Origin of the sequence: Stenotrophomonas sp. S49, from assembly GCF_016624905.1 — a bacterium.
Taxonomy (GTDB): domain Bacteria; phylum Pseudomonadota; class Gammaproteobacteria; order Xanthomonadales; family Xanthomonadaceae; genus Stenotrophomonas.
This window is the reverse complement of the sequence record NZ_JACVUD010000081.1, coordinates 1-19,879: the sequence shown is the minus strand read 5'-3', so window position 1 is coordinate 19,879 and position 19,879 is coordinate 1. Positions and strand designations below refer to the sequence as shown.

General features: G+C 62.7%; 22 protein-coding genes. 10 read left to right on the top strand and 12 right to left on the bottom strand.

Annotated features, from left to right (window positions below; translation table 11 throughout):
* Positions 1–95 precede the first annotated feature (95 nt).
* The 4 genes from IAE58_RS15635 to IAE58_RS15620 all read right to left on the bottom strand — a co-directional run bounded on the left by IAE58_RS15635 (position 96) and on the right by IAE58_RS15620 (position 2,595).
* Positions 96–662, bottom strand: a complete 567-nt coding sequence (locus tag IAE58_RS15635; RefSeq protein WP_199933302.1) for an isochorismatase family cysteine hydrolase — start codon at positions 660–662, stop codon at positions 96–98.
* Complete coding sequence (locus IAE58_RS15630; protein WP_199933301.1) at positions 659–949, bottom strand: hypothetical protein; 291 nt, start codon at positions 947–949, stop codon at positions 659–661. The genes IAE58_RS15635 and IAE58_RS15630 overlap by 4 nt, the downstream gene beginning before the upstream one ends.
* A 74-nt stretch (positions 950–1,023) precedes the next feature.
* Positions 1,024–1,521: a DUF892 family protein gene (locus tag IAE58_RS15625; protein ID WP_199933300.1), complete on the bottom strand. Its 498-nt coding sequence runs from the start codon at positions 1,519–1,521 to the stop codon at positions 1,024–1,026.
* Positions 1,522–1,701: 180 nt separating this feature from the next.
* Complete coding sequence (locus IAE58_RS15620; RefSeq protein WP_199933299.1) at positions 1,702–2,595, bottom strand: LysR family transcriptional regulator; 894 nt, start codon at positions 2,593–2,595, stop codon at positions 1,702–1,704.
* A 110-nt stretch (positions 2,596–2,705) separates the two neighbouring features.
* Between IAE58_RS15620 and IAE58_RS15615 the strand changes: the two genes are divergently transcribed.
* From IAE58_RS15615 to IAE58_RS15595, 5 genes are all read left to right on the top strand, one after another.
* The gene (locus IAE58_RS15615; RefSeq protein ID WP_199933298.1) at positions 2,706–3,764 is read left to right on the top strand and encodes an alpha/beta hydrolase; all 1,059 of its coding nucleotides are present in this window, start codon (positions 2,706–2,708) and stop codon (positions 3,762–3,764) included.
* A complete protein-coding gene (locus IAE58_RS15610; protein ID WP_199933297.1) occupies positions 3,761–4,972 on the top strand; it encodes an MFS transporter in 1,212 nt (403 codons plus the stop codon). Before IAE58_RS15615 ends, IAE58_RS15610 begins: the two co-directional genes overlap by 4 nt.
* Before the next feature lie 35 nt (positions 4,973–5,007).
* The gene (locus IAE58_RS15605; RefSeq protein ID WP_199933296.1) at positions 5,008–5,355 is read left to right on the top strand and encodes a cyclophilin-like fold protein; all 348 of its coding nucleotides are present in this window, start codon (positions 5,008–5,010) and stop codon (positions 5,353–5,355) included.
* 117 nt (positions 5,356–5,472) lie between these two features.
* Entirely contained in the window at positions 5,473–5,964 is a 492-nt protein-coding gene (locus IAE58_RS15600; protein WP_325166861.1) for a cupin domain-containing protein, read from the top strand.
* Between the two features lie 97 nt (positions 5,965–6,061).
* Complete coding sequence (locus IAE58_RS15595) at positions 6,062–6,709, top strand: carboxymuconolactone decarboxylase family protein (protein ID WP_199933295.1); 648 nt, start codon at positions 6,062–6,064, stop codon at positions 6,707–6,709.
* 25 nt (positions 6,710–6,734) lie between these two features.
* Here IAE58_RS15595 and IAE58_RS15590 read toward each other — a convergent pair whose 3' ends face one another.
* The 3 genes from IAE58_RS15590 to IAE58_RS15580 form a co-directional block, all read right to left on the bottom strand.
* Positions 6,735–7,736, bottom strand: coding sequence for an alpha/beta fold hydrolase (locus IAE58_RS15590; protein WP_325166862.1), 1,002 nt, complete (start codon positions 7,734–7,736; stop codon positions 6,735–6,737).
* 98 nt (positions 7,737–7,834) lie between these two features.
* A complete protein-coding gene (locus IAE58_RS15585; RefSeq protein WP_199933293.1) occupies positions 7,835–8,659 on the bottom strand; it encodes an AraC family transcriptional regulator in 825 nt (274 codons plus the stop codon).
* Between the two features lie 289 nt (positions 8,660–8,948).
* On the bottom strand, positions 8,949–9,509 hold the full coding sequence (locus IAE58_RS15580; protein ID WP_199933292.1) for a fasciclin domain-containing protein: 561 nt from the start codon (positions 9,507–9,509) through the stop codon (positions 8,949–8,951).
* A gap of 364 nt (positions 9,510–9,873) precedes the next feature.
* Between IAE58_RS15580 and IAE58_RS15575 the strand changes: the two genes are divergently transcribed.
* Both IAE58_RS15575 and IAE58_RS15570 read left to right on the top strand, forming a co-directional pair.
* Entirely contained in the window at positions 9,874–10,158 is a 285-nt protein-coding gene (locus IAE58_RS15575) for a hypothetical protein (RefSeq protein WP_199933291.1), read from the top strand.
* An 88-nt stretch (positions 10,159–10,246) separates the two neighbouring features.
* On the top strand, positions 10,247–10,546 hold the full coding sequence (locus tag IAE58_RS15570; protein ID WP_199933290.1) for a hypothetical protein: 300 nt from the start codon (positions 10,247–10,249) through the stop codon (positions 10,544–10,546).
* A gap of 57 nt (positions 10,547–10,603) precedes the next feature.
* On the opposite strand, the gene IAE58_RS15565 is transcribed toward IAE58_RS15570, so the two are convergent.
* A complete protein-coding gene (locus tag IAE58_RS15565) occupies positions 10,604–11,098 on the bottom strand; it encodes a hypothetical protein (RefSeq protein WP_199933289.1) in 495 nt (164 codons plus the stop codon).
* 27 nt (positions 11,099–11,125) lie between these two features.
* Entirely contained in the window at positions 11,126–11,491 is a 366-nt protein-coding gene (locus IAE58_RS15560) for a hypothetical protein (RefSeq protein WP_199933288.1), read from the bottom strand.
* A 661-nt stretch (positions 11,492–12,152) separates the two neighbouring features.
* Between IAE58_RS15560 and IAE58_RS15555 the strand changes: the two genes are divergently transcribed.
* Complete coding sequence (locus IAE58_RS15555; protein ID WP_199933287.1) at positions 12,153–13,070, top strand: type II CAAX endopeptidase family protein; 918 nt, start codon at positions 12,153–12,155, stop codon at positions 13,068–13,070.
* Here IAE58_RS15555 and IAE58_RS15550 read toward each other — a convergent pair.
* Complete coding sequence (locus tag IAE58_RS15550) at positions 13,067–13,828, bottom strand: tetratricopeptide repeat protein (RefSeq protein ID WP_199933286.1); 762 nt, start codon at positions 13,826–13,828, stop codon at positions 13,067–13,069. The genes IAE58_RS15555 and IAE58_RS15550 overlap by 4 nt on opposite strands.
* A 164-nt stretch (positions 13,829–13,992) precedes the next feature.
* On the opposite strand from IAE58_RS15550, the gene IAE58_RS15545 reads away from it, so the two are divergent.
* Positions 13,993–14,709, top strand: coding sequence for a hypothetical protein (locus IAE58_RS15545; protein ID WP_199933285.1), 717 nt, complete (start codon positions 13,993–13,995; stop codon positions 14,707–14,709).
* A gap of 216 nt (positions 14,710–14,925) precedes the next feature.
* Positions 14,926–17,892 carry a DEAD/DEAH box helicase family protein gene (locus IAE58_RS15540; RefSeq protein ID WP_199933284.1) on the top strand — a complete coding sequence of 989 codons (2,967 nt, stop codon included), beginning with the start codon at positions 14,926–14,928 and terminating at the stop codon, positions 17,890–17,892.
* A 288-nt stretch (positions 17,893–18,180) separates the two neighbouring features.
* On the opposite strand, the gene IAE58_RS15535 is transcribed toward IAE58_RS15540, so the two are convergent.
* Together IAE58_RS15535 and IAE58_RS15530 are read right to left on the bottom strand one after the other, a co-directional pair.
* Positions 18,181–19,209, bottom strand: a complete 1,029-nt coding sequence (locus IAE58_RS15535; protein ID WP_199933283.1) for a hypothetical protein — start codon at positions 19,207–19,209, stop codon at positions 18,181–18,183.
* 166 nt (positions 19,210–19,375) lie between these two features.
* Positions 19,376–19,663: a hypothetical protein gene (locus tag IAE58_RS15530; RefSeq protein WP_199933282.1), complete on the bottom strand. Its 288-nt coding sequence runs from the start codon at positions 19,661–19,663 to the stop codon at positions 19,376–19,378.
* Positions 19,664–19,879 lie beyond the last annotated feature (216 nt).

Here is a 19,879-nt window from a genome sequence, read left to right as displayed (position 1 = left end):
CTGCCCGCTTCACGAACCCGCGCCAGTCGGCATGGGCGGCCATGGACTATCTGGCCGCCGTGGCCGAACCGCACCTGGCCTGATCACTGGGGGCGCTATTCATCTTCGGTGTTGTCCAGTAGCGCGATCACGTCCCGGTTGTCCAATACCTTTGCCGCATCTGAGCGCTGCAGCAGCTGCAGCGCAGGCTGCTGACGGTCGGGCAGGGCGGCCGTCGCCTCCCACGCAATGACGGTTTCGTACTCGCGGGAATTGGCATCCAGCGCTGTGGCGAGCACGCAGGAATCCAGCGCCATTCCGGCAAGCACCACGCGGCGAACCTGCAGCTTGGCCAGCAACACCGGCAGCGGTGTGGCCAGGAACGCGGAATGCTTGGGCTTCAGAATGAAGTAATGGGAAGGCGCCGGGGAAAGGGTTGTGGCAATCTGCGCGGCGGCGCCGCCTTGCTTGCGGCAGGCCGCCACAAGGCCCGGAAAATCACGCTTCCAATCACCGAAATTGTCGTTCGCATGGATCACCGGCAACCCGCGCTGGTCAAATGCAGCGCGCAGGGCAGACGCCTTCTCGGCAGCCTGCACGGCCAGCGGCGCCATCCGCCGCCCTTGCGGGAAGTCGAACAGGCTGAACAGGTCGATGATGATCAGCGCGCTGCGTGATTTCATGGCGCCACCTCATTGCGGGGTAGGTTTCCTCGTCGTTGCCGCCGGCGCCACGCCATGACCTGGCCCACAAGCGCCGTCACCAACAGCAGCGCGTTGGTCACCACGAAAACAGTGGCGCCCAGCAGGGCGCTGTAAATCGTGAAGAGCATCGAAGCGGTAATCTGGCCGAGGAACAGCCACTTTGAGACCGTTTCCGGGTGGGGTGATTGCCACTGCTTCACCATCTGGCGGATCAGCGTAGCCATCAGCACCGCGGTCGCCGCCCAGCCCAGTACATCCGGATGCATGCAGATCTCCCTGGGGCATGCCGTAGATCAGGCGCCGCCTTCACCGGCGGCGCCGTGGAACGGAGGCAGCGTGCTCAGGCCGCCTGCGCCGCCTTGGCGTTGCCGCCCCCCTTGGCGAGCAGGGTCAGCTTTTCGTCGGTGGCCTTTTCCTCTTCCAGCGTTTCCAGCAGCAGCGGCAGGGCCTGTTTGTAACCCAGCTGCTTGGCCAAGGCCGCGATCGTGCCGTAGGAAGCAATTTCGTAATGCTCGACCTTCTGCGCGCCGCCAATCAGCGCAGCATCGCGCACCGGCCCCTTGTCGATGGCATCGATCACTTCCTTGCCTTCTTCCACCAGGCCCTCCATGGCCGCGCACTTGATGCGCTTCAGGCGGATGCCCAGCACGTCCACCACCTGATCGATGCGCTCGATCTGGCCCTGGGTTTCTTCCAGATGCGTTTCGAAAGCCGCGGCCAGGTCCGGGTTCTCGGCCGCGCGGGCAAAGCGGGGCAGTGCCTTGGTCAGCTGCTTCTCGGCGCTGTAGATATCAGAGAGTTCGTGGATGAACAGGTCTTCTGCGGTCTTGATCGCCATCGTTGCGCTCCAGCGTTGAAGGAGTGGCCAGCCTAGAAGGCCGGCAGACAAACCGGTTCAAAGACGGGGTGAAGGCCCCATTTCGGCCCCGCAGTATCGTCATCGCATGGCCTTAGCAAATGCAGCGCACCGTCTCTCACCGATTCCCGGTGCGTGCTCGCCTGAACTTCTGTACTGCTACTACTGATCCTGCCTCAGCCACGCCACCAGCGCCGCAAATGCAGGCGAGGGCTGCCGACGGTTAGGGTAGTACAGGTGGTAACCAGGGAAAGGAACGCACCATTTATCCAGCACCGCCACCAGCCTTCCCTGCGCGATGTGCTCGGCCACCATCGGCTCTGGCGCGTACGCCAGGCCCAGCCCGTCCAGTGCGGCATTGATGACGTGGATCATGCTGTTGAAGACCAGGGGTCCGTCGCCGCGCACGGTGAACTCCTTGCCCTTTTCCTCGAACTCCCAGGCATAGATGGCACCGTTGGGCCGATGCCGGATGTGCACACAACGGTGCCGGGTTATGTCGGCAGGTTTGCGGGGCTTGGGATGCTTCCTGAAGTAGTCGGGCGACCCGACCACCACCAGGCGCCAATCGGGCCCAACCCTGACCGCGATCATGTCCTTGCTGAGCGCCTCACCCAGCCGGATGCCGGCATCGAAGCGCTGCTCCACCACATTGGTGAAGCCGTAATCGACGTAGAACTCCAGCGTGATGTCCGGGTACTCGGCCAGGAACCCGGCAAGCCGCGGGCGGATGACGGTCTCCATGGAATCATCCGTGCAGGAGATCCGCAGCGTTCCGGCCGGGCGGTCGCGCAGATCGCCCAGGGCTTCCACGCTTGCGCCGATGGCCTCGAAGTGCGGCGCAATGGAGCGCATCAGGCGCTCGCCGGCTTCGGTGGGGGACACGTTGCGCGTGGTCCGGGCCAGCAGGCGGATGCCCAGGCGCTCTTCCAGCAGCCGCATGGAATGGCTCAGCGCCGAGGGCGTGACCCCAAGGCGAACGGCCGCCTTGGTGAAACTCTGCTCCTGCGCCACCACCAGGAACGCCTGCAGATCATTGGTCTTCACGGTGCTCATGGACCAATTGTGAGCTGAACTCAGCAATGCATCAACTTTCAGCCGGCTTATCGGCGTACGGGGCGCGGCCTATCGTGGCGACCTGGAATCCCGACCGAGGCCACACGCCCATGAAACGCACCACGCTGCTGCTGGCGCTGCTCGCCAGCCTCTCCCTTCCGGCTTCGGCCATGGCCGCGGATGCACCCGCGGGGTCCCGTCCGCAAGGGGCCGACAACTTCTACCGCAGCCCCACGGTAAAGGGGGAGCGGGTCACCTTCCAGAACCAGTACCAGATGGAAGTGGTGGGGACGCTCTACCGTCCGCAGGGTCTGCCTGAGGGCAGCCGCGCCCCCGCCGTGGTGGTGGGCCACCCCATGGGCGCGGTGAAAGAACAGAGCTCGCAGCTCTACGCGCAGAAGCTGGCCGAGCAGGGCTTCGTGACGCTGGCGATCGATCTCTCCTACTGGGGCGAAAGTGCCGGCACGCCGCGGCACCTGGTGGCGCCGGAAATCTACTCGGACGACATCAGTGCGGCCGTGGACTTCCTGAGCACGCAGACCTTCGTGGACCCGGATCGGATCGGCGGGCTGGGTATCTGCGGCAGCGGCAGTTTCGTGATCAGTGCCGCCAAGATCGATCCGCGCATCAAGGCCATTGCCACGGTCAGCATGTACGACATGGGGGCCGCCGCACGGCAGGGGCTGAACAACGGGCAATCCCTGCAACAGCGCAAGGCAGTCATCCAGTCCGCAACCGACCAGCGCCTGGTTGAATTCAAGGGCGGGGCCGCAGTGTACGTGCCGGGCACGGTAAACAAACTCGATGCTGACACGACCGCCATCCAGCGCGAGTTCTTCGACTACTACCGCACCCCACGCGGCGCCTACACACCCAAGGGCGATACCGCCGAGCTGACCACCCAGCCGCTCTTCAGCAGCCTGGTCAAGTTCATGAACTTCTATCCGTTCAACGACATCGAGACTATCTCGCCCCGGCCGATGCTGTTCATCTCTGGCGACACCGCGCATTCCCGTGAATTCAGCGAGGATGCGTACCGCAACGCCGGTCAGCCGAAGGAGCTCTACTGGGTGAAGGGGGCCGGTCATGTGGACCTGTACGACCGGACGAACCTGATTCCCTTCGAGAAACTGACAACGTTCTTCCAGCGCGGTCTTGCCACGCAATGAGCCACGCCGATACCACCGCCGGTCGCGCCCACTGGGGCGGCGTCTTAGCGATGACGCTGTGTGTCTTCGCGTTGATCGCCTCTGAATTCATGCCGGTGAGCCTGCTTACCCCGTTGGCGGCAGACCTGGGCGTCAGCGAGGGCCTTGCCGGCTACGGGATTGCCATCTCGGGCGCATTTGCAGTGCTCACCAGCCTGTCGATTTCCCGGTTGGCGGGCACCATCAACCGGCGAACGCTGCTGCTGTTTCTCACCGCATTGATGGCGGTGTCGGGGGTGGTTGTGGCGTTGGCCCCGAACTATCCGGTCTACATGACCGGCCGTGCGCTGATTGGCGTGGTGATCGGCGGCTTCTGGTCTCTGTCTGCCGCAACGGCCATGCGCCTGGTGCCGGCGGCAAAGGTTCCGCGCGCTCTGGCGATATTCAACAGTGGCAATGCGCTTGCAACCGTGGTTGCGGCGCCATTGGGCAGTTACCTGGGCGGTGTGATCGGGTGGCGCGGTGCATTCCTGTGCCTGGTGCCGGTCGCTGCAGTGGCCTTTGCGTGGCAATGGGCAAGCTTGCCCTCCATGGCCGCAGAACGGGGGCGTGCACAGGGCGGGGTATTTGCACTGCTGCGCAGGCGCGTGGTGGCCCTTGGCATGATTGCCTGCGGTGCCTTCTTCATGGGGCAGTTTGCCTTGTTTACCTACGTACGGCCGTTCCTGGAGCGTGTGACACATGCAGCAGACAGCGCCGTTCCGCTGGTGCTCTTGGCGATCGGTGCAAGTGGCTTGCTGGGCACGTTTGCCATCGGAGCATTCATCAAGCGCGGTCTGTACCGCACGCTGGTGAGCATTCCGGCCGTAATGGCGCTGATTGCGTTGGCGTTGGTTCTGCTGGGGCCCCGGCTTTGGCCGACGGCTGCGCTGCTCTCGGCATGGGGGCTGCTGGCCACGGCCGCGCCGGTGGGCTGGTGGAGCTGGCTGGCCCACACTTTCACCGACAACGCGGAGGCGGGTGGCGGCCTGATGGTTGCGGTCGTGCAGTGCTCCATCGCGCTGGGTGCCACCCTGGGTGGATTGCTGTTCGATGGCTTCGGCTTTGCGAGCACGTTCCTGGCCAGTGCCGGCCTGTTGTTGTTTGCCGCGCTGTTGGCCTATGTCACCGCCTGCGATGCCGCATCCAGCTCGCGGCCGGCCATCGCCATGGGAGCGCAGGGCTCATGAGGCGATCTACATCGACCACTGCGGAGTCTCGCTCCATGAAAATCAGAGTCATCATCAACGATCAGGTGCTCACCGCCACCCTGGAAGACAGCATCCCCGCACGCGATTTCATCGCCCAGCTACCGCTGACGCTGCAGCTTGAGGACTACGCGGCGACCGAAAAGATCGCACAGCTTCCGCGCCGTCTCAGCGTGACCGGCGAGCCGGAGGGCATCACGCCAGTGGCAGGCGATATTGCCTTCTACGCACCGTGGGGAAACCTGGCGATCTTTCACAAGCCCTTCGGCTACTCAAAGGGTCTTACACGGCTGGGCCGCATCGAAGGCGGGTTGCAGATCCTTCGTGCTGCGGGGCCGGTGAAGGCCCGCATTGAGGCGTTCTAGTAGTTGGCTGCATTCCTATCCGCCACAGCGAGGTGAATCTCATGGATATCAAACACGCAGGCACCCAAGCATCCGTCAAAGGGCTGGAACCGGCTCACACCGCAGGAGGGAGCTGAGATGCTGTTGCGAACATCAGTGCGAGGCATCCTGGTCCTCTCAATGTGGGCCTTGCTAGGCCTTCCATACGCGGCCGGAGCCGCAGCGCCCGCACAGCAGATCACGGCGGCCGGGGATCAGCCATCCACGCAGGGCCCGTCGGAATACTTCACCGGCAACGTTCGCATCGACCCGGTCTGGCCTGCCGACGCCGGCATCACCGCCTCCGGCGGGCTGGTGACGTTCGAGCCGGGTGCACGTTCGGCGTGGCACACCCATCCCGCCGGCCAGCGCCTGCTGATCACCTCGGGCGTTGGGCGGGTGCAGGAGTGGGGCAAGCCCGTCCAAGTGGTGCGCCCCGGCGATGTGGTGTGGTGCCCGCCGGGAGTGAAGCACTGGCATGGCGCTGCCCCCGGCACCGCCATGACCCACCTTGCGGTGACCGGCGTGCGCGATGGCCAGAACGTAACCTGGATGGAGAAGGTGACCGATGCCCAGTACGAAGCCAAGTGACCGCACGTCGCGGTTCCGCCATCTCGCCATTCTGATGGGCGCAGCGATGCTTGCTGCCGCCCCCGGCCAGATGGCGTTCGCACACGAAGGAGCAGCCATGAACAGCAACGCGAACCACGCTTCCACAACTGAACTGGACGCGCGCCAGCAAGCCATCATCCCAATCAGCGCTTTTGCGGCGGCCGGCAACATGGATGGCCTTCGGCAGGCGTTGAACCAAGGCCTGGATGCCGGCCTCAGCGTGGCTGAAACGCGCGAGATCCTGCTGCAGGTCTACGCGTATGCCGGGTTTCCGCGCAGCTTGAACGCGCTGGGCGAACTGATGAAGGTGGCCGATGCGCGCAAGCAGCGGGGCATCCAGGATGACCCCGGCCGCGAGCCGCGCAAGCCCATTCCCACGGGCGACGCCTTGCTCGCTGCAGGCACGGCAAACCAGACCACGTTGGCCGGTGGACCGGTCTCCGGGCCGCTGTTCGACTTTGCGCCGCAGGCAAATCTGTACCTGCGTACCCACCTGTTCGGCGACATCTTCGAGCGCGACAATCTGGACTGGCAGAGCCGCGAGCTGGCTACCGTCAGCATGCTGGCCGCCATGTCCGGGGTGGAGCCCCAGTTGAAGTCCCACATTGGCATCAGCTTGAACACGGGCCTGCGGCGTGAACAGTTGTCCAGGCTGGCCGACGTCCTCGAAGCCCGCGTCAGCCGGGAGGCGGCCGAACGCGTTCGCACCGCCGCCCACCCGTAGAGTCGAGCTTGCTCGACTGCACCACCTACCGAAGCGCAGCCTCAAACAGCGCCTTGGCCTGTCGAATCGCCGCCCGATGCGTTTCCACCTTATCGGCCTTCACCTCGCACAACGCTCCTACGACCTTGCGCCCCAGTTCCGTGCACTCCGCCAGAAAATCGTAGTGCCCGACCAAGGGCAGTACCCGCACAACCGCGTTATCTCTCGCCTCGCCAATCACCTTGCTGTTGGTGGCCGGCGAGGCAATCGCATCAGCCTCACCCACCACTACAGAGATCGGCGCCTGCAGTTGTGCGAGCTCAGACGGCTCGAACGCCTGCACGATCGCCGGCGCCATCAAAAACACCGCGCGAACGCTTGGAATAGCCCGATCCTCTGCAGACTTTCCCACCCACGGCGCCAGTTCCGGCGTTGCGACCGCCGCCATCCGCCGCTCAAAGGTCAATTCTGCGTTCTCCGCTTGCGGCAGGCAGACCCCATCCCTCGGCGATGCCTTGCAGAACGCGGCCAGCCTGGACATATCCGGCCGCGCACCGGCCGCCACCAACGCCGTGAAGCCGCCAGCCGAATAGCCCACCAGACCCAGCCGCCCGGCATCCAGATGCGGCGCCAGCGCGGGGTCGGCCTGCACCGCCGCCCACGCCGCGGCAAGGTCATCGGCCCGGTTCCACATCAGGATGCTGCCGGCCTCGGTCATCGCGTCCACGCCGTTGTTGCCGGGGTGGTCAACCGCAACCACCACGTAGCCCGAGCGCGCCATGGCCGTGCCGAACCAGCCCATCATGCGGGCACTGCCGCCATTGCCGTGCGACAGCAGCAGCACCGGCCAGCGGCCCGGCGCAGCGGGGGCATCAACCCCAGCAGCGCCTGCCACGAACAACGGCTCCCCCGGCGGCCCGATGGCCAGCGGCTGCTCTTCCACACCGGGTCGCGCCGGATACCACACCGTGTACCGCACGGCGTCGCGGTGCCCGGCATCGCGCACCGCGGCGCTGGGGGTGTGCGCCACGCCATGGGTTTCGCCCACTGCGGAAGAGGGCGCGGCTGCCCATGCCAGCGGGGCGAACAAGCAGGACAGCAGGAGGCAGGCGTAGGGCAAGGCTCGCACGGAAGAAGCTCCTTGGTTCATGTCGGGTCGGACAGCGGCAGCCAGATTTCCACGCCGCCGTTGCCGGTGCGGTCGTCGAAGCGGGTGTCATAGCGTTCGAAGTCGGGGGCGTCGGCCAGGCTCAGGCCGGAGCGGGGCAGGTAGTCGTTCAACAGCCAGTACCAGGTGGAGCGGATGGTCGAGATGTGGCCCGCATGCCACGCCACCAGGTAGTCCCGGGCCGGAATGGAAACCGCCTGCCACGGCGAAGGCACCGCGGCGGTCGCGCCGATCTCCATGCCGGCGATGTAATCGAAGGCACCCTCGCCATCACGGTTGCAGCAGACCCCGAAAGCGATGTCCTTCCCCAGTTCGCGGGTCAGCGCCAACTGCTGCCATTGCGAGGGAATGGACGCCACGGTCGCGGCGGTATGGCGGGCGCAGATGCCGGCCACCCGCAGTGGGCCCTGTCGGCGACGTACCGGCTCCACCGCGCAGGGCAGGGGCGGGGCATCGAGCTTTATCGCATCCACCAGCGCCAGGCCGTGCAGACCCTTGCGGCGGACCTGTTCCGGCGGCAGCTTGAACTGTTCGGTGAAGGCGTTGGTAAAGGCCGCATGCGAGGCATAGCCAGCGGCCAGGGCGACATCCAGAATGGGCGCATCGCCCGCAGCCAGGGCGCGCGCCGCTTCGGTCAGTCGGCGCGCGCGCAGGTAGCGCGCCATCGACGTGCCGGTGCTGACCTGGAACAGTCGGGACAGGTGGAACGGCGAAAGCTCGACCGCCTCGGCGATCTGCGCCAGCGACGGGTTCTCGGCAAAGTGGCTTTCGATGTACCACAAGGCCTTGCGTGCCGCTCCCATGCCGCCTGTTCCGTGTCGGTGACTGGGTGGAAGCGTAGCGCAGGGCGGGGCACGGCGTTTGCGGAATCTTGCTGTGGCTGCAGATGCTCACGCCAACCGCTTGCTCATGAATACCCGTTCGCGAATCAGTAGAGTCGAGCTTGCTCGACTGAACCGCCGACACCCCATCCGACGCACCCAGATCGATGCTTTGGTCAAGGTGTATGCGCGTAGCCGTCCAAAGAAGCGCGTGCCGGCGCGGCAGGGAGTAACCCCGCCGCGCCGCGCCGCGCCGCGCCGCGCAAACGGTTTACTTCGGCATCAGCACGGTATCAACGACGTGCACCACACCGTTGGACTGCTTTACGTCTGCCGTAGTTACCGATGCCTTGCCGCCCTTGGCATCGATCACCCACACCTTGCCGTCCTGCAGCTTCACGGTCAGCGGCTCACCCTGCACCGTCTTCAGCGTGCTGCTGCCACCGTTACCGCGCGCGGCCGCGGTCAGCTGCGCGGCCGTATACGTGCCCGATACCACGTGGTAGGTCAGTACCTTGGTCAGCTTGGCCTTGTTCTCCGGCTTGAGCAGCGTATCGACCGTGCCGGCAGGAAGCTTTTCAAACGCCTGGTTGGTGGGCGCAAATACGGTGAACGGCCCCTTGCCGCTGAGGGTTTCCACCAAGCCGGCGGCTTTTACCGCAGCTACCAGCGTGCTGAGGTCTTTCGCGGTGGACGCGTTTTCCACGATCGTCTTGTTCGCATACATCGGCACGCCCCCCACCATCGGGTTATCGGCGGCAAACGCGCTGGGTACCGCACAGGCAACTGCGATGCCGGCGGCAATGGCAAGACGCTGAATCTGGGTACGCATGTGTGTGTCCTCGCTTGCGGAGGCCATCAGGCCCCTGGATGGGTGCAGGCAATCCTGCGGATCACGCTCCAGTGCGAGCAGCTCTGGCGCGTTGTCCACATGCCTACGTGCCAGCAGCCGAGGTTGGATGCGCCCAATGTCAGCGATCTTCTGAACGGTTCAACCACATTGGCATGGCGTGACGAATGGGCGCCGAGTCGTCGTGGAGTGCCGTGCTTCGTCCGCGAGCTTGCGCGCGATGCGTGGCCGGAGCGTTCATCCGGCATATCGGCTCAGGTAGCATGTAGCAGAGGGCGCTCGCTGATCGATATATTCAGAGGAACCTCGACAAATCTTGTCTCCACAATCAGGTCATGCCGGAAACATGAAGAAGATGATGTCTATTTCGGTATACGGTGAGCCGGGAAACAACGCGACCGTGCACTTTCCCGGCCGAAGAAATCCTGCAGTTGCGATGCAGTCAGACACTCTGCAGGGGCTGATTGCCGATCTGAAGCACGCAAGACAGTCGTTGGCGAACGGCGATACTGCTGAGGCCATGGATGAGCTGGACGGCGTGCTTGAGCGCTTGATGGAAATACACTCAGGCATGATCAATGACGTGCGCCGGGAAGGTGGCCCTGACGGAACCGATTGGCCTGCTGCGTAGGGGAGGGCGGAAACCCCAGCGCCGCTCGGCATGGAGTTGTCCACTATGCAAGAAATGACATCCGCATCGCCCCCTCCAGGCGTTATTCATGGCGAATAGTTTTCGGGAAGAGATATCTCTCAGCGTCAGCCGTGCACTGATCGGTGAAGTGTTTCCTTCACTGGTGGCGGTCTGCGTCTTCGTGACGGGCCCGGATGATCTCACTCTGTACTTCTTCCTGGATCGGCAAGTTGACGATCATATTGAAGATGCTATTTCCTGCATTGAAACGGAGGTGATTGCGGACTTCGCTCGGCAGATCAGCATAGAGATCGATATCCGAACCGCAGAGCGTCCGCAGCTGCCTGAGAAAGACGCATTCTGGATCTTCTACAGAAGGCTTGAATGATTCGGCTTAACGACCGGGTAGAGTCGAGCTTGCTCGACTGAACCCCTCGGCACCCCATCACCAGAATTGATTCCGCACCACCGAACGCACGGCACTGTACCAATCAATCATCCGGTCGCCAGATGGCGGCGCACACCGTTCATTCCTGGGCACCGGAGGCCCGGCCCTCCACCACGGCCGCGCTCGCCCGTCGGGAATGCTGACCCCCTCAACCTGGTTGAACGCCATCAACTGTTGCAGATCCAAGTACAGCGCCTCAGTTTCCGGCGCACGCTCCAGGGCGTCTGCCGGCAGACGCAGCGCGACCGTCGGTTTTGTGCGCTCCACCCTCAGCACGGGAAAGCCCTTGCAGCGCACCTGGAAAGAGGGCGCAACGGCATTCGCTGGGTAGATCGTGAAGCCCGTTGCTCGGCGCGTGGAAACAAATTCGTGCGCACTGCCATAGAGCTTCTCGAACTCCGCGAATCCCACCTTCGGATAGACCCACTTCTCTTCGGCTGCGGTCTGCGGCCAGGGCAACAAGGCAACAGCGGCCAGCGCGGCGAGGACCATCAGGCTAGACGCCAGGAATGACCGCACTCACGTCCCCGCGCCGAGCGGCCGCACGCGTTCCTGGATGAAGACATTGAGCGCGAGGCAGGCCATGGCCAGGCCTTCCATTACCCGGTCGCCCACGTCCTGGTCAGGGTCTCCATTCTGGCGGGCGCGCTCGGCAGCCAGCAGCAGTTCCTGCACCACGCGTTGGCCAGCCAGGGCGCAATCGGCATCAGCCAGTGCAATCTGTCGACTGCGTAGCGGGTGGCGCTCGGGCCAAGGTTGGCCGTCGGCGGCGGCACCGGCGCCGATGCTGCGCAGCAGGTGAGTGAGGGTGTTGGGGTCTGGCGCGGGATCGGCTGCCGGCGGTTCCTGGATGGAATGCGGGGCAGGGGAATAGGGTGCGGTCATGGCGGGCTCCTTGCGTGCAGGCAGAAGCCGCCACCGATAAAGGTGGCGGACGATGCGTGGCTCGAAAATCCGGTGTGCAACTAAGCCCGGGCGGGCACGAAGCCCCCACGCACCGCCCGCCATAGCCGGCAGACGGATTGCCAGCCGACACCACGCGAAGGTGGTGCCGACTGGCAAGCGCAAACATCAGTTGCACAACCAGGATTTTCGAGACCCCGACCACCCGTTTTCGGTGGCGCGGCAAGGATTACGCCTGGTTGCACTCGATGCCAAGGCAGTAAGGGCGATGCCGTCACTGCTTTCAACATTTTCAGAATCGTTGCAAATTGTGCGGCGATGCATACGCCTTGGCACGCAAGGCTTGCGCCCGCATTGGCGGTTCAGGCAAGTGCGTTGTCGCGAACCGACTGCAGCCGCCGAGGGCAGGGCAGATGCGACATGCGACGCCTCGGTCAGCGCCGGCTACTGGCCCTTCATCGCCACCTTGGTCCGCTCAACCCACGCGGCATTGTGGCTGCGCGCGTGGCGCGACCAATCAGCGCCATCCCGTCGGCGATCCGGGCCATTCATCGGCGGCTTCTCTGGCTTGGTCGCAAACGGGTTGCCACGCCTCTGCGCGGGTGGCAACTTCCAGCGGCGATCACGTCGGCCTGGAGCCCGCATGACCCCCATTGCCCTGTATTCGCCGGAACTGGCCCGCGGCTGGTTGCCCTGGGCCTGGCTGGCGCCGGTCCTCATGATCCTGTTCAACGCGGTACCGGTGATCGCGCTGGACGGGTGGATGCAGTCGCAGCATTGGTCGACGCCGAGCGGCGATCCGATCGGACTTGCTGGCGTGCATGCGCTGCTGTGGATTGGCTTCGCGCCGACGCTGGTGGCCGTGCTCGCCTGGGTGCGCTTCGTCGAAGGGCGCTCGCTGGCGAGTATCGGGCTGACCGGTCCAGCGCCGCTGAAAACCTTCCTGCGCGGACTGGCCGTTGGATTCGGCACGATCGCGCTGGTCGTAGTCGCGATCTGGATGGCGGGCGGCATGCAGGCGGCAGGCGTGGGGCTGGCCTGGCGATCGCCCATCAGTCTGCTGCACATCGGTCTGCTGCTACTGAGTTTCATGTTCCAGGCGATCGTGGAGGAGATCATCTTCCGCGGCTGGATGCTGTCGGCGGTGGCGCGCAAGACGAATGTCGCGGTGGCAGTGCTGCTGGTCTCGCTCGTTTTCTGCTTCCTGCATTTCAGTCCGCACCAGCCGCTTCGGGTCACGCTCGGCATGTTCATGTTCTCGCTGTTCGCCTGCGCCTGGGCACTGCGGACCGGCAATATCTGGGGTGTGATGGGCTGGCATGCGGGGTGGAACTGGTTGCTCGCGACCGGGTTCGAACTGCCCGTCACCGGCATCGATGCGCACTTGCCGGCGCTGTTGGTGGCGCTGCGCCCGCAAGGCCTCGACGCCCTGACCGGTGGCGCGGAAGGGCCGGAAGGAAGTTACCTGTGCAGCGTGTTCTTCGTCGCCGCGATCGCGTGGATGCAGTGGCGAAAGACGCGCGGACCTCAGAGCCTCTCGCCGACGGACTACAGCCCTTAGCGGCCTTTCATTGCCACGTTGGCTCGCTCAAGCCACGCGGCATTGTGGCTGCGCGCGTGGCGCGACCAGTGCCTGGCATCGTCCAGGATGCTGTCGAACAAGCTGCGGGCCTGATCACGATCGGCCGGCTGCGGCTGCGGCTGTGCCATCAGCCATTCGGCGTACAGGCAACGTGCCGCGGCATCGTTACCGCAGTCCACCGCGCGCTCGAACGCGGCGCGGGCGTCGGGCGACTGGGCTTCGGCCAATGCCTGCGCATAGAGCAGGGTCTGTTCTGTTTTGCGGCGTGTATCCGGGTGGCGGGCGAACAGGCCGTCCAGCGTCTCGACCGCCAGCGCGGCGTTGCCGGATTCCAGGCGGGCACGGGCCAGGCCGGTCAGGATGTAAGGATCGTCGCCCAACGGCGAGCTGGCGGCGTGTTCCAGCAAGTCTCTGGCTTCCTCGGCCTGGCCGGCATCGAGCAACGTCATGCCCAGGCGAACCCGATTCTGCACGGTGGGCGTGCGCGCCAGCTCGGCCCGCGCGTTGCGCAGGTCTTGGCCGGGGCTCACCAGTTGCTTGGCAGAGCGGATGGCCTGCCGGGCGCCGCGAGAATGGCGGGCTTCCGGAAAGTAGATCGCCAGGAAGTAGACGACGCTGCCGAGCAACGGGAACGAGAAGAGCAGGAGGAGCCAGTAGAGGCTCTGGCCTGAGCGGATGGCGTGTACCGCGAAGAAGATGGCGGCCAGTACGTGGAGTCCGATTCCGATATAGGGCATGTGGGTGCCTCGTCCTTGTGGGGGCTGGCACTATAGTGGGAGTGGGGTGGGGCGCCAATGGGGTGCTGGGCGGGCGTGACGCGTCACGTTAATGGGGTCGTTGGCTGTGGGTTGCCGCGCGGCAAGTGGCTGTGCGGCGGGGCTGCATTCAGGAAGGGGGATACATGGAGCGTGCGCAGAAGACACTGACGATGGCCGATGTTGCGGGGTGGGGTTCGGCGCTTGTCACGTTTGGTTTGATCCAAGGGGCCTTCTATCTACAGGCGTACTGGGGCCACTTTGGCTTGGATCCGTTTCAGTTTGTTGCTGTAAGTGAGCTTGCAGTGGCTGGGCTTGCTGGGATTGGCATGGTGCTGTTCCTCATGCTTTTCGCGATGCTGTTTGGCGGCTGGCTTGACAAGAAGGTGACCGATACCACGCCAAGGTTCAGTCCGTTGGTCTGGTCGCTCGCGGTGATCGTCCTCATCGGCTCGGGGCTGTGCCTTTGGTGGACGAACGGCTGGCCGGTTCTGATTGGTGTGGCGCTGACCGGGGTCTGTGCGCTAACTGTGCAGATGTCACCTGTGCTGCCAGCGGCGGTCAAGAAGTCGCCATGGCTGGTCTATGTCCTGGTGATGCTGGTCTACGTGCCGATTACATCAAGCTGGATTGGGGCGGATCGCGCTACAAAGATCACCTCTGGCGAAAGTAAGTTCACGGTTTCTGTGATTGTCGACGGCAGGGTCCAAGGCGGATTTACCTTGGTCGGACGATTGGGGGACAGCTATGTGCTGTGGGATCCGGCGCGGAAATCCGCGATTCTGCTGCCTGTTGATGGCGTCAGCCGGTTGGAGTCAGCGCGACTACCCCGGCCACCGACGAACTCAACTCAAACGCCATAAAGATGCGGGGCGGGGGTGCGACCCTCGCCCGGAGCAAAACGCACGCGGAGTTTGCGCAAGGCAAGCAGACTGAGTGCGGCGCTTGAGGTCGACGAACGGATGAAGTGATATCTTGTCTCCAGGTTTTTGTCTCAGGCTAACTAGTCAAGAGCTGCCGTACCGCCCAGATTGGGTTAACCTCTGCGGTCTACAGGGGCAGACTAGGGTAGAAGCGAGATGGCGAACTTCTTTGCCGAAAATCGCGGTGCGCTCGATCTTACTAAACAAGCAACCACGCCGAATCGGGGCTTTCGAACCGGTCAGCTTGGGGCTATGCACGCTATCCTGGCACACGAATCAGTGCACGACGACCCTGCGATTGTTTGCTTGCCAACTGGATACGGCAAAACATCACTCATGATGGCTCTTCCTTTGCTGTTGCCTGTTGCGCGGGTTTTAGTCGTGGAGCCCTCCAGCGCATTGCGAAAGCAGGTGTTTTCTCACTTCAAGGAGCTCTCGACACTTCGTCGCATCGGCGCGATCAGCGACAAGACTCCTAACCCTAAAGTCCTCAAACTGGAGGGGCGCCCGGCCGACCACGAGGCTTGGGAGGCTCTCAAAGACCAGGATGTGGTGGTGACAACCGCGGCAAGTGCATCACCTGCGCTTGCTCCTGGGGCCAGTGAAGATCTGTTTGACCTGATCATATTTGACGAAGCTCACCACGCCCCTGCAGATTCCTGGGCCGCATTCGTTGCACACTACAAAAAAGCGCGCTTCGTGTTTCTGACAGCAACACCATTTAGGCGCGATGGACGAGTTCTTCCAGGAAGATTGGTGTATCGATATCCCGTGACGCGCGCGGTAGAAGAGGGAGCCTTTCAGCCCGTCGCATTTCGCGCGGCCCCTGTCGTCAACCCACTCAATGATGAGGAAGTTGACCTTTCAATTGCGACGATTGCGGTTGCGCAGCTTAACGCGGATAGAGAAGCCGGCAAAGATCATCGATTGTTCGTGAGGGCAGGCAGCATAAAGTCGGCGCGAGCACTTGTTTCAATTTACCGAAATCTGGGCGTTGAGGTTGAGGCCGTCGACAGCAAGATAAGCAAGCGGGCACAAGACGACTGCGAGAGGAGGCTGTTGACCGGTGAATTGCGCGGCATAGTGTGTGTGGACATGTTTGGCGAAGGATATGACTTTCCGAAATTGAAGGTCGCTGCACTCCACTCGCCTCACCGCTCACTTGTGCCGACCATCCAATTCATCGGGCGGTTTGCGCGAACTGACGCAGCTACGGGAAACGCCACTCTAATTGCACCACTCGATCGCATCCAAGAAGCGCCAAGCCTGTTGCTCAAGGAGGGGGTAGGCCTTGCCAGCATGATTGACGAGGCAGCGCAGCGAGAACTCGTCGGAAACGCCGAGAGTCAGGCTCTCCTGGATCGGCTTCCTGTGGCACGAGTCGCGGAGTCGAACTACGAGCTAGTATCGCCATTAGCGCTCGAGCTGTACGCCCACGTGCGCGTATTCCGGTGTGCCGAAAGGCCAGACTTTTCTAAGGTCGGCGACACTGTTGGCAAAGATCTACGCGCCGTCAAGCAATGGCTATCAACCGATGGTGCGGTCAGCTTGATTCTAACGGTGGACGAGAATCCTCCCAACTGGGCGACCTCAGACGTGCTGGTTAATGTGCGGCACGATGCATTCCTGCTCATCTACTTCCCAGAATCGAAACTTTGTTACATCGGTTCGACGCGACGCACAGAAAAAATCTATCGACGCCTGATGGGGGAGGTCTGTGCCGGCTTTAGCTTGCTGAGTTACGAGGAGGTTAGTCGCGCGCGCGCAGGCCTCGAAGGAGTTCGGTTCTACAACGTTGGACTCAAGAATTCAGCCTTCAACTCTCAAAGCGAAACATATCGGATGCTTACGGGTCCAGCTGCAGAGCGCGCTGTAACTACTGGAGACAGTCGCGCGTATGTGCAAGGGCATTTTTTTGGAAGTGGCGCGGCATGTGGCGCGAAAGAGACAGTTGGGGCGAGCAGTTCCTCAAAAATCTGGAGCAATCAGACGCTGACGGTCTCCAAGTTCATTTCATGGACCGGGCAACTCAACGCGCGACTGGTTGGCACCGCCCCCTTCGCTCAGACACAGTTCGATATCGTCAAGGCTGCGACGACACTTAGGCAGATTCCAAACAGAGTTATCGCTGCCACGTGGGCAAAGGCTGGATTCAAGTCCAATCCACGCATTCGCCATCGAGCCACAGGTGTCGCGTTGTTCAGCTACAGTCGCTTGACTGATTGGGAGCTGTGTGACTTTGTGGCGGATCCGACTAACGGAGTCTTGGACTTCAATGTTTGCATGGATCAGTTCTCAGTGCAGATGCGTTTCTCTTTACGCCAAGGATGCATGGTGACGCAGCTAGGTGCGGCGTTGGGAATCGAGGTGGAATCGGCAACGGAGTCTTGGATGGCTCTTTCTGAGTGGCTGACCGAACATCCGCCGGTCTTCTACGCTGCAGATAAGTCGTCCTTCGAAGGGATAAACCAAATGACCGCGGCGAGCCAGCAGGCTGCCGCGCTCTCGCCCGGTGACGCTGAGTTCATTGATTGGAGCGACTGCGATATCGAAGTTGAATTTGTGCCCAACGACGGTTCTACGAAAGCAGTGAAGCAGCGACAGGATCTGGAGGGCCGGGCGACGGTCCAGGAGCACCTTGAACGGTACTTGCTGCAGATCCCTGGGCTCTCCGCCCTGTTCTACGATCACAGATCGGGAGAAGCTGCCGACTACATCGCGGTGACAGCTCCGCCGGAGGGGGATGTTGAAATTTCCTTATATCACTGCAAAGGAGCTGGTGGAGCGCCGAGTGGCGGCCGAGTCGGAGATGTATATGAGGTTGCTGGGCAACTGGTGAAGTCGGTGTACTACTGTGATGTGCCAACCCTTGTAGTCCACATGGCGGACCGAATGCAACCTCGTCACAGGAGTCCCTCCACATTTATTCGGGGAAACTTGGATGACCTTAGGCAGCTTCTACAGGCTACACCCGCGACGAGACTCAGTTTTTCAATCGTCGGCGTCCAGCCAGGCATTAGTCGACAGCGAGTTGACGCGCACCTAGCGGACCTCATGACCTTTGGTATTGACTACGCAAAGCGAGGCGGTGCGGCAAGAGCTTACTGGCTTGTCAGCGAATAGCCACATGCCGAGATTGTCAGTCGCGCGACAATACAGCGAAGATGGAGCTGACCAGAAATTGTAGACAGGAACGGCCGAATCTCTAGAGCAATCCCCATGGCGGCGCAGAGGGTGACCAGGCTGGATGAGTTCTCATCCAGTTATCGGAAACAGCAACCCAGCTATCAAGAGGTTGCTCGCGGCCAATTCGCGGCAGCGGTGCCGTGCAACAGTATGGCGTGCGGCAGGTCCATCCGCCTCACGTTGCATGGCAAGCACTCCATCAGAGCTATCCAAGTGTGCCGCCCCTCAAGACCCCTCCCGCGACCATCGCCGGCACTGCTCGTACACATCCCCGTCCCACCAGGCATGAAACTCCATAGGTCGCGTAATCCGGTCCATCAGGGCGCGGGTCTTGGCCTTGTCGCCGGCCTGGCAGGCGAAATAGGCGAAGTTCTGCAGGTTCCAGTCAGACGGATACCGGGCCAGCACATCGTCAATCCCTTGGCTCATCAACGGCCAATCCACCTGCTTTTCAGCAAACGGGCTGCTGTAATAGCTGCCCGCCGTGGACCAATAGATGCGGGCATAGAGGGCAGGGCGGTCGCGCTCCGGCACCGTCTCGAGCGCGCGCCGTGCCATCGATTCCACGGCATAGGGGGTGCCGCCCCATTTGGGCGAGAAATACTGGGCCGCCACGAACGGAATCATGGTGTTGCCTGGGTGCTTGGCCATGCCCTCATCCACCAGCGCCATCAGATCGGTCGCTTCCCAGTTCAGCCGCACGGCAGCGGACGATGCCAGTTCGTACCAGCCTGCATCGCTCGCACAGTGTTTTTTGTGCTCGGCCAGGTACTTACTGGCCGCCTCGGTGTAGGCATGGAAGTTGTCGGAATCCTGCGCGCTGATCGAGTTGGAATAGCCATAGCCGCGGTACGCCATGCCGCGCCCGAGCATTGTGGCGGCCATGGCCAGGTGGGACGTTGCAGAACGCGGGTATTTCTTGACCCAGCGTGTAATCCGGTCGCGCATCGGGTCATCCTGACCCAGCGGAATCCGGTCGGCCTCGTACAGCGCCGACAGCGCTTCGTAGAAATGGGTCAGCTTGAGCGTGCCACTGGTGGTGGTCTCACCGGAACGGCGGTACTTGTTGGCCAAGGCTTCCAGACCCGCGAAATCCTCTTTGCCCAGCAAGGCCTCAACCTGCAGCTGGATGCCGTTGCGTTCGGCGTACTCGGGCGAGTCTATGGATGGCCCGGCCTGTGCGGTACCGACGGCGCAAGGCAGCGTGACCAGTGCGATGGAGAGGCAGAGAATGAGTGATGCGGGTGAGCGCATGGCGACAGTCCTGGTCTGAGGGCCGCTTTCAGTCCTGGGTGGCGGCTGGAACCCGAGGCGAGTCTAGCTGGAATTGGGGAGGCCTAGCGCCTGGTCAGAAGTCACATGCCATTTCGCATAATGTATATTATGTTCCCTCAAGGAGTGCCCGGATCCTCCCCAGGCCCTACAACCGCTCAATCCGCTCCACATAGATCACATCCTCCGAACAGCCGAACCCTTCGATCTTCCGGTCCTTGATCTCCCACCAGATCACTTCGTCCATCCGTGGCCGGAACTGGATGGATCCCGCAATCACCACGCGCTTCCCAAACCAGCGCAGGCTGTCCTTCAACACGTGCTTGGGAAGTGCCAGATCAAAGCATCTGCCGTCATCTACGCGGATCTCACCAAGGCCGTGACCGCCTGGGTAAACCTCCAGCGTGCCGGTGACCTCGACAATGGCGTCTGCCACAGGCGGTTCGGATTGGGGGTCGGGTTCTGCAGCTGAAACGGATCCCACAGCCCAAGCTGTGCTGACCAAGCCCAGGGCCACGGCCAGGCTGCAGATCAATCGCTTCGAGGGTCGCACGGGCCAGCTCCTGGGTTGCACATGGCACGCCCAGACTCTACGCCGGCATCCGCTGCAAGGGGTAATGGGGTCGGATCCTTTCGCGTTGCGAAAGGATCC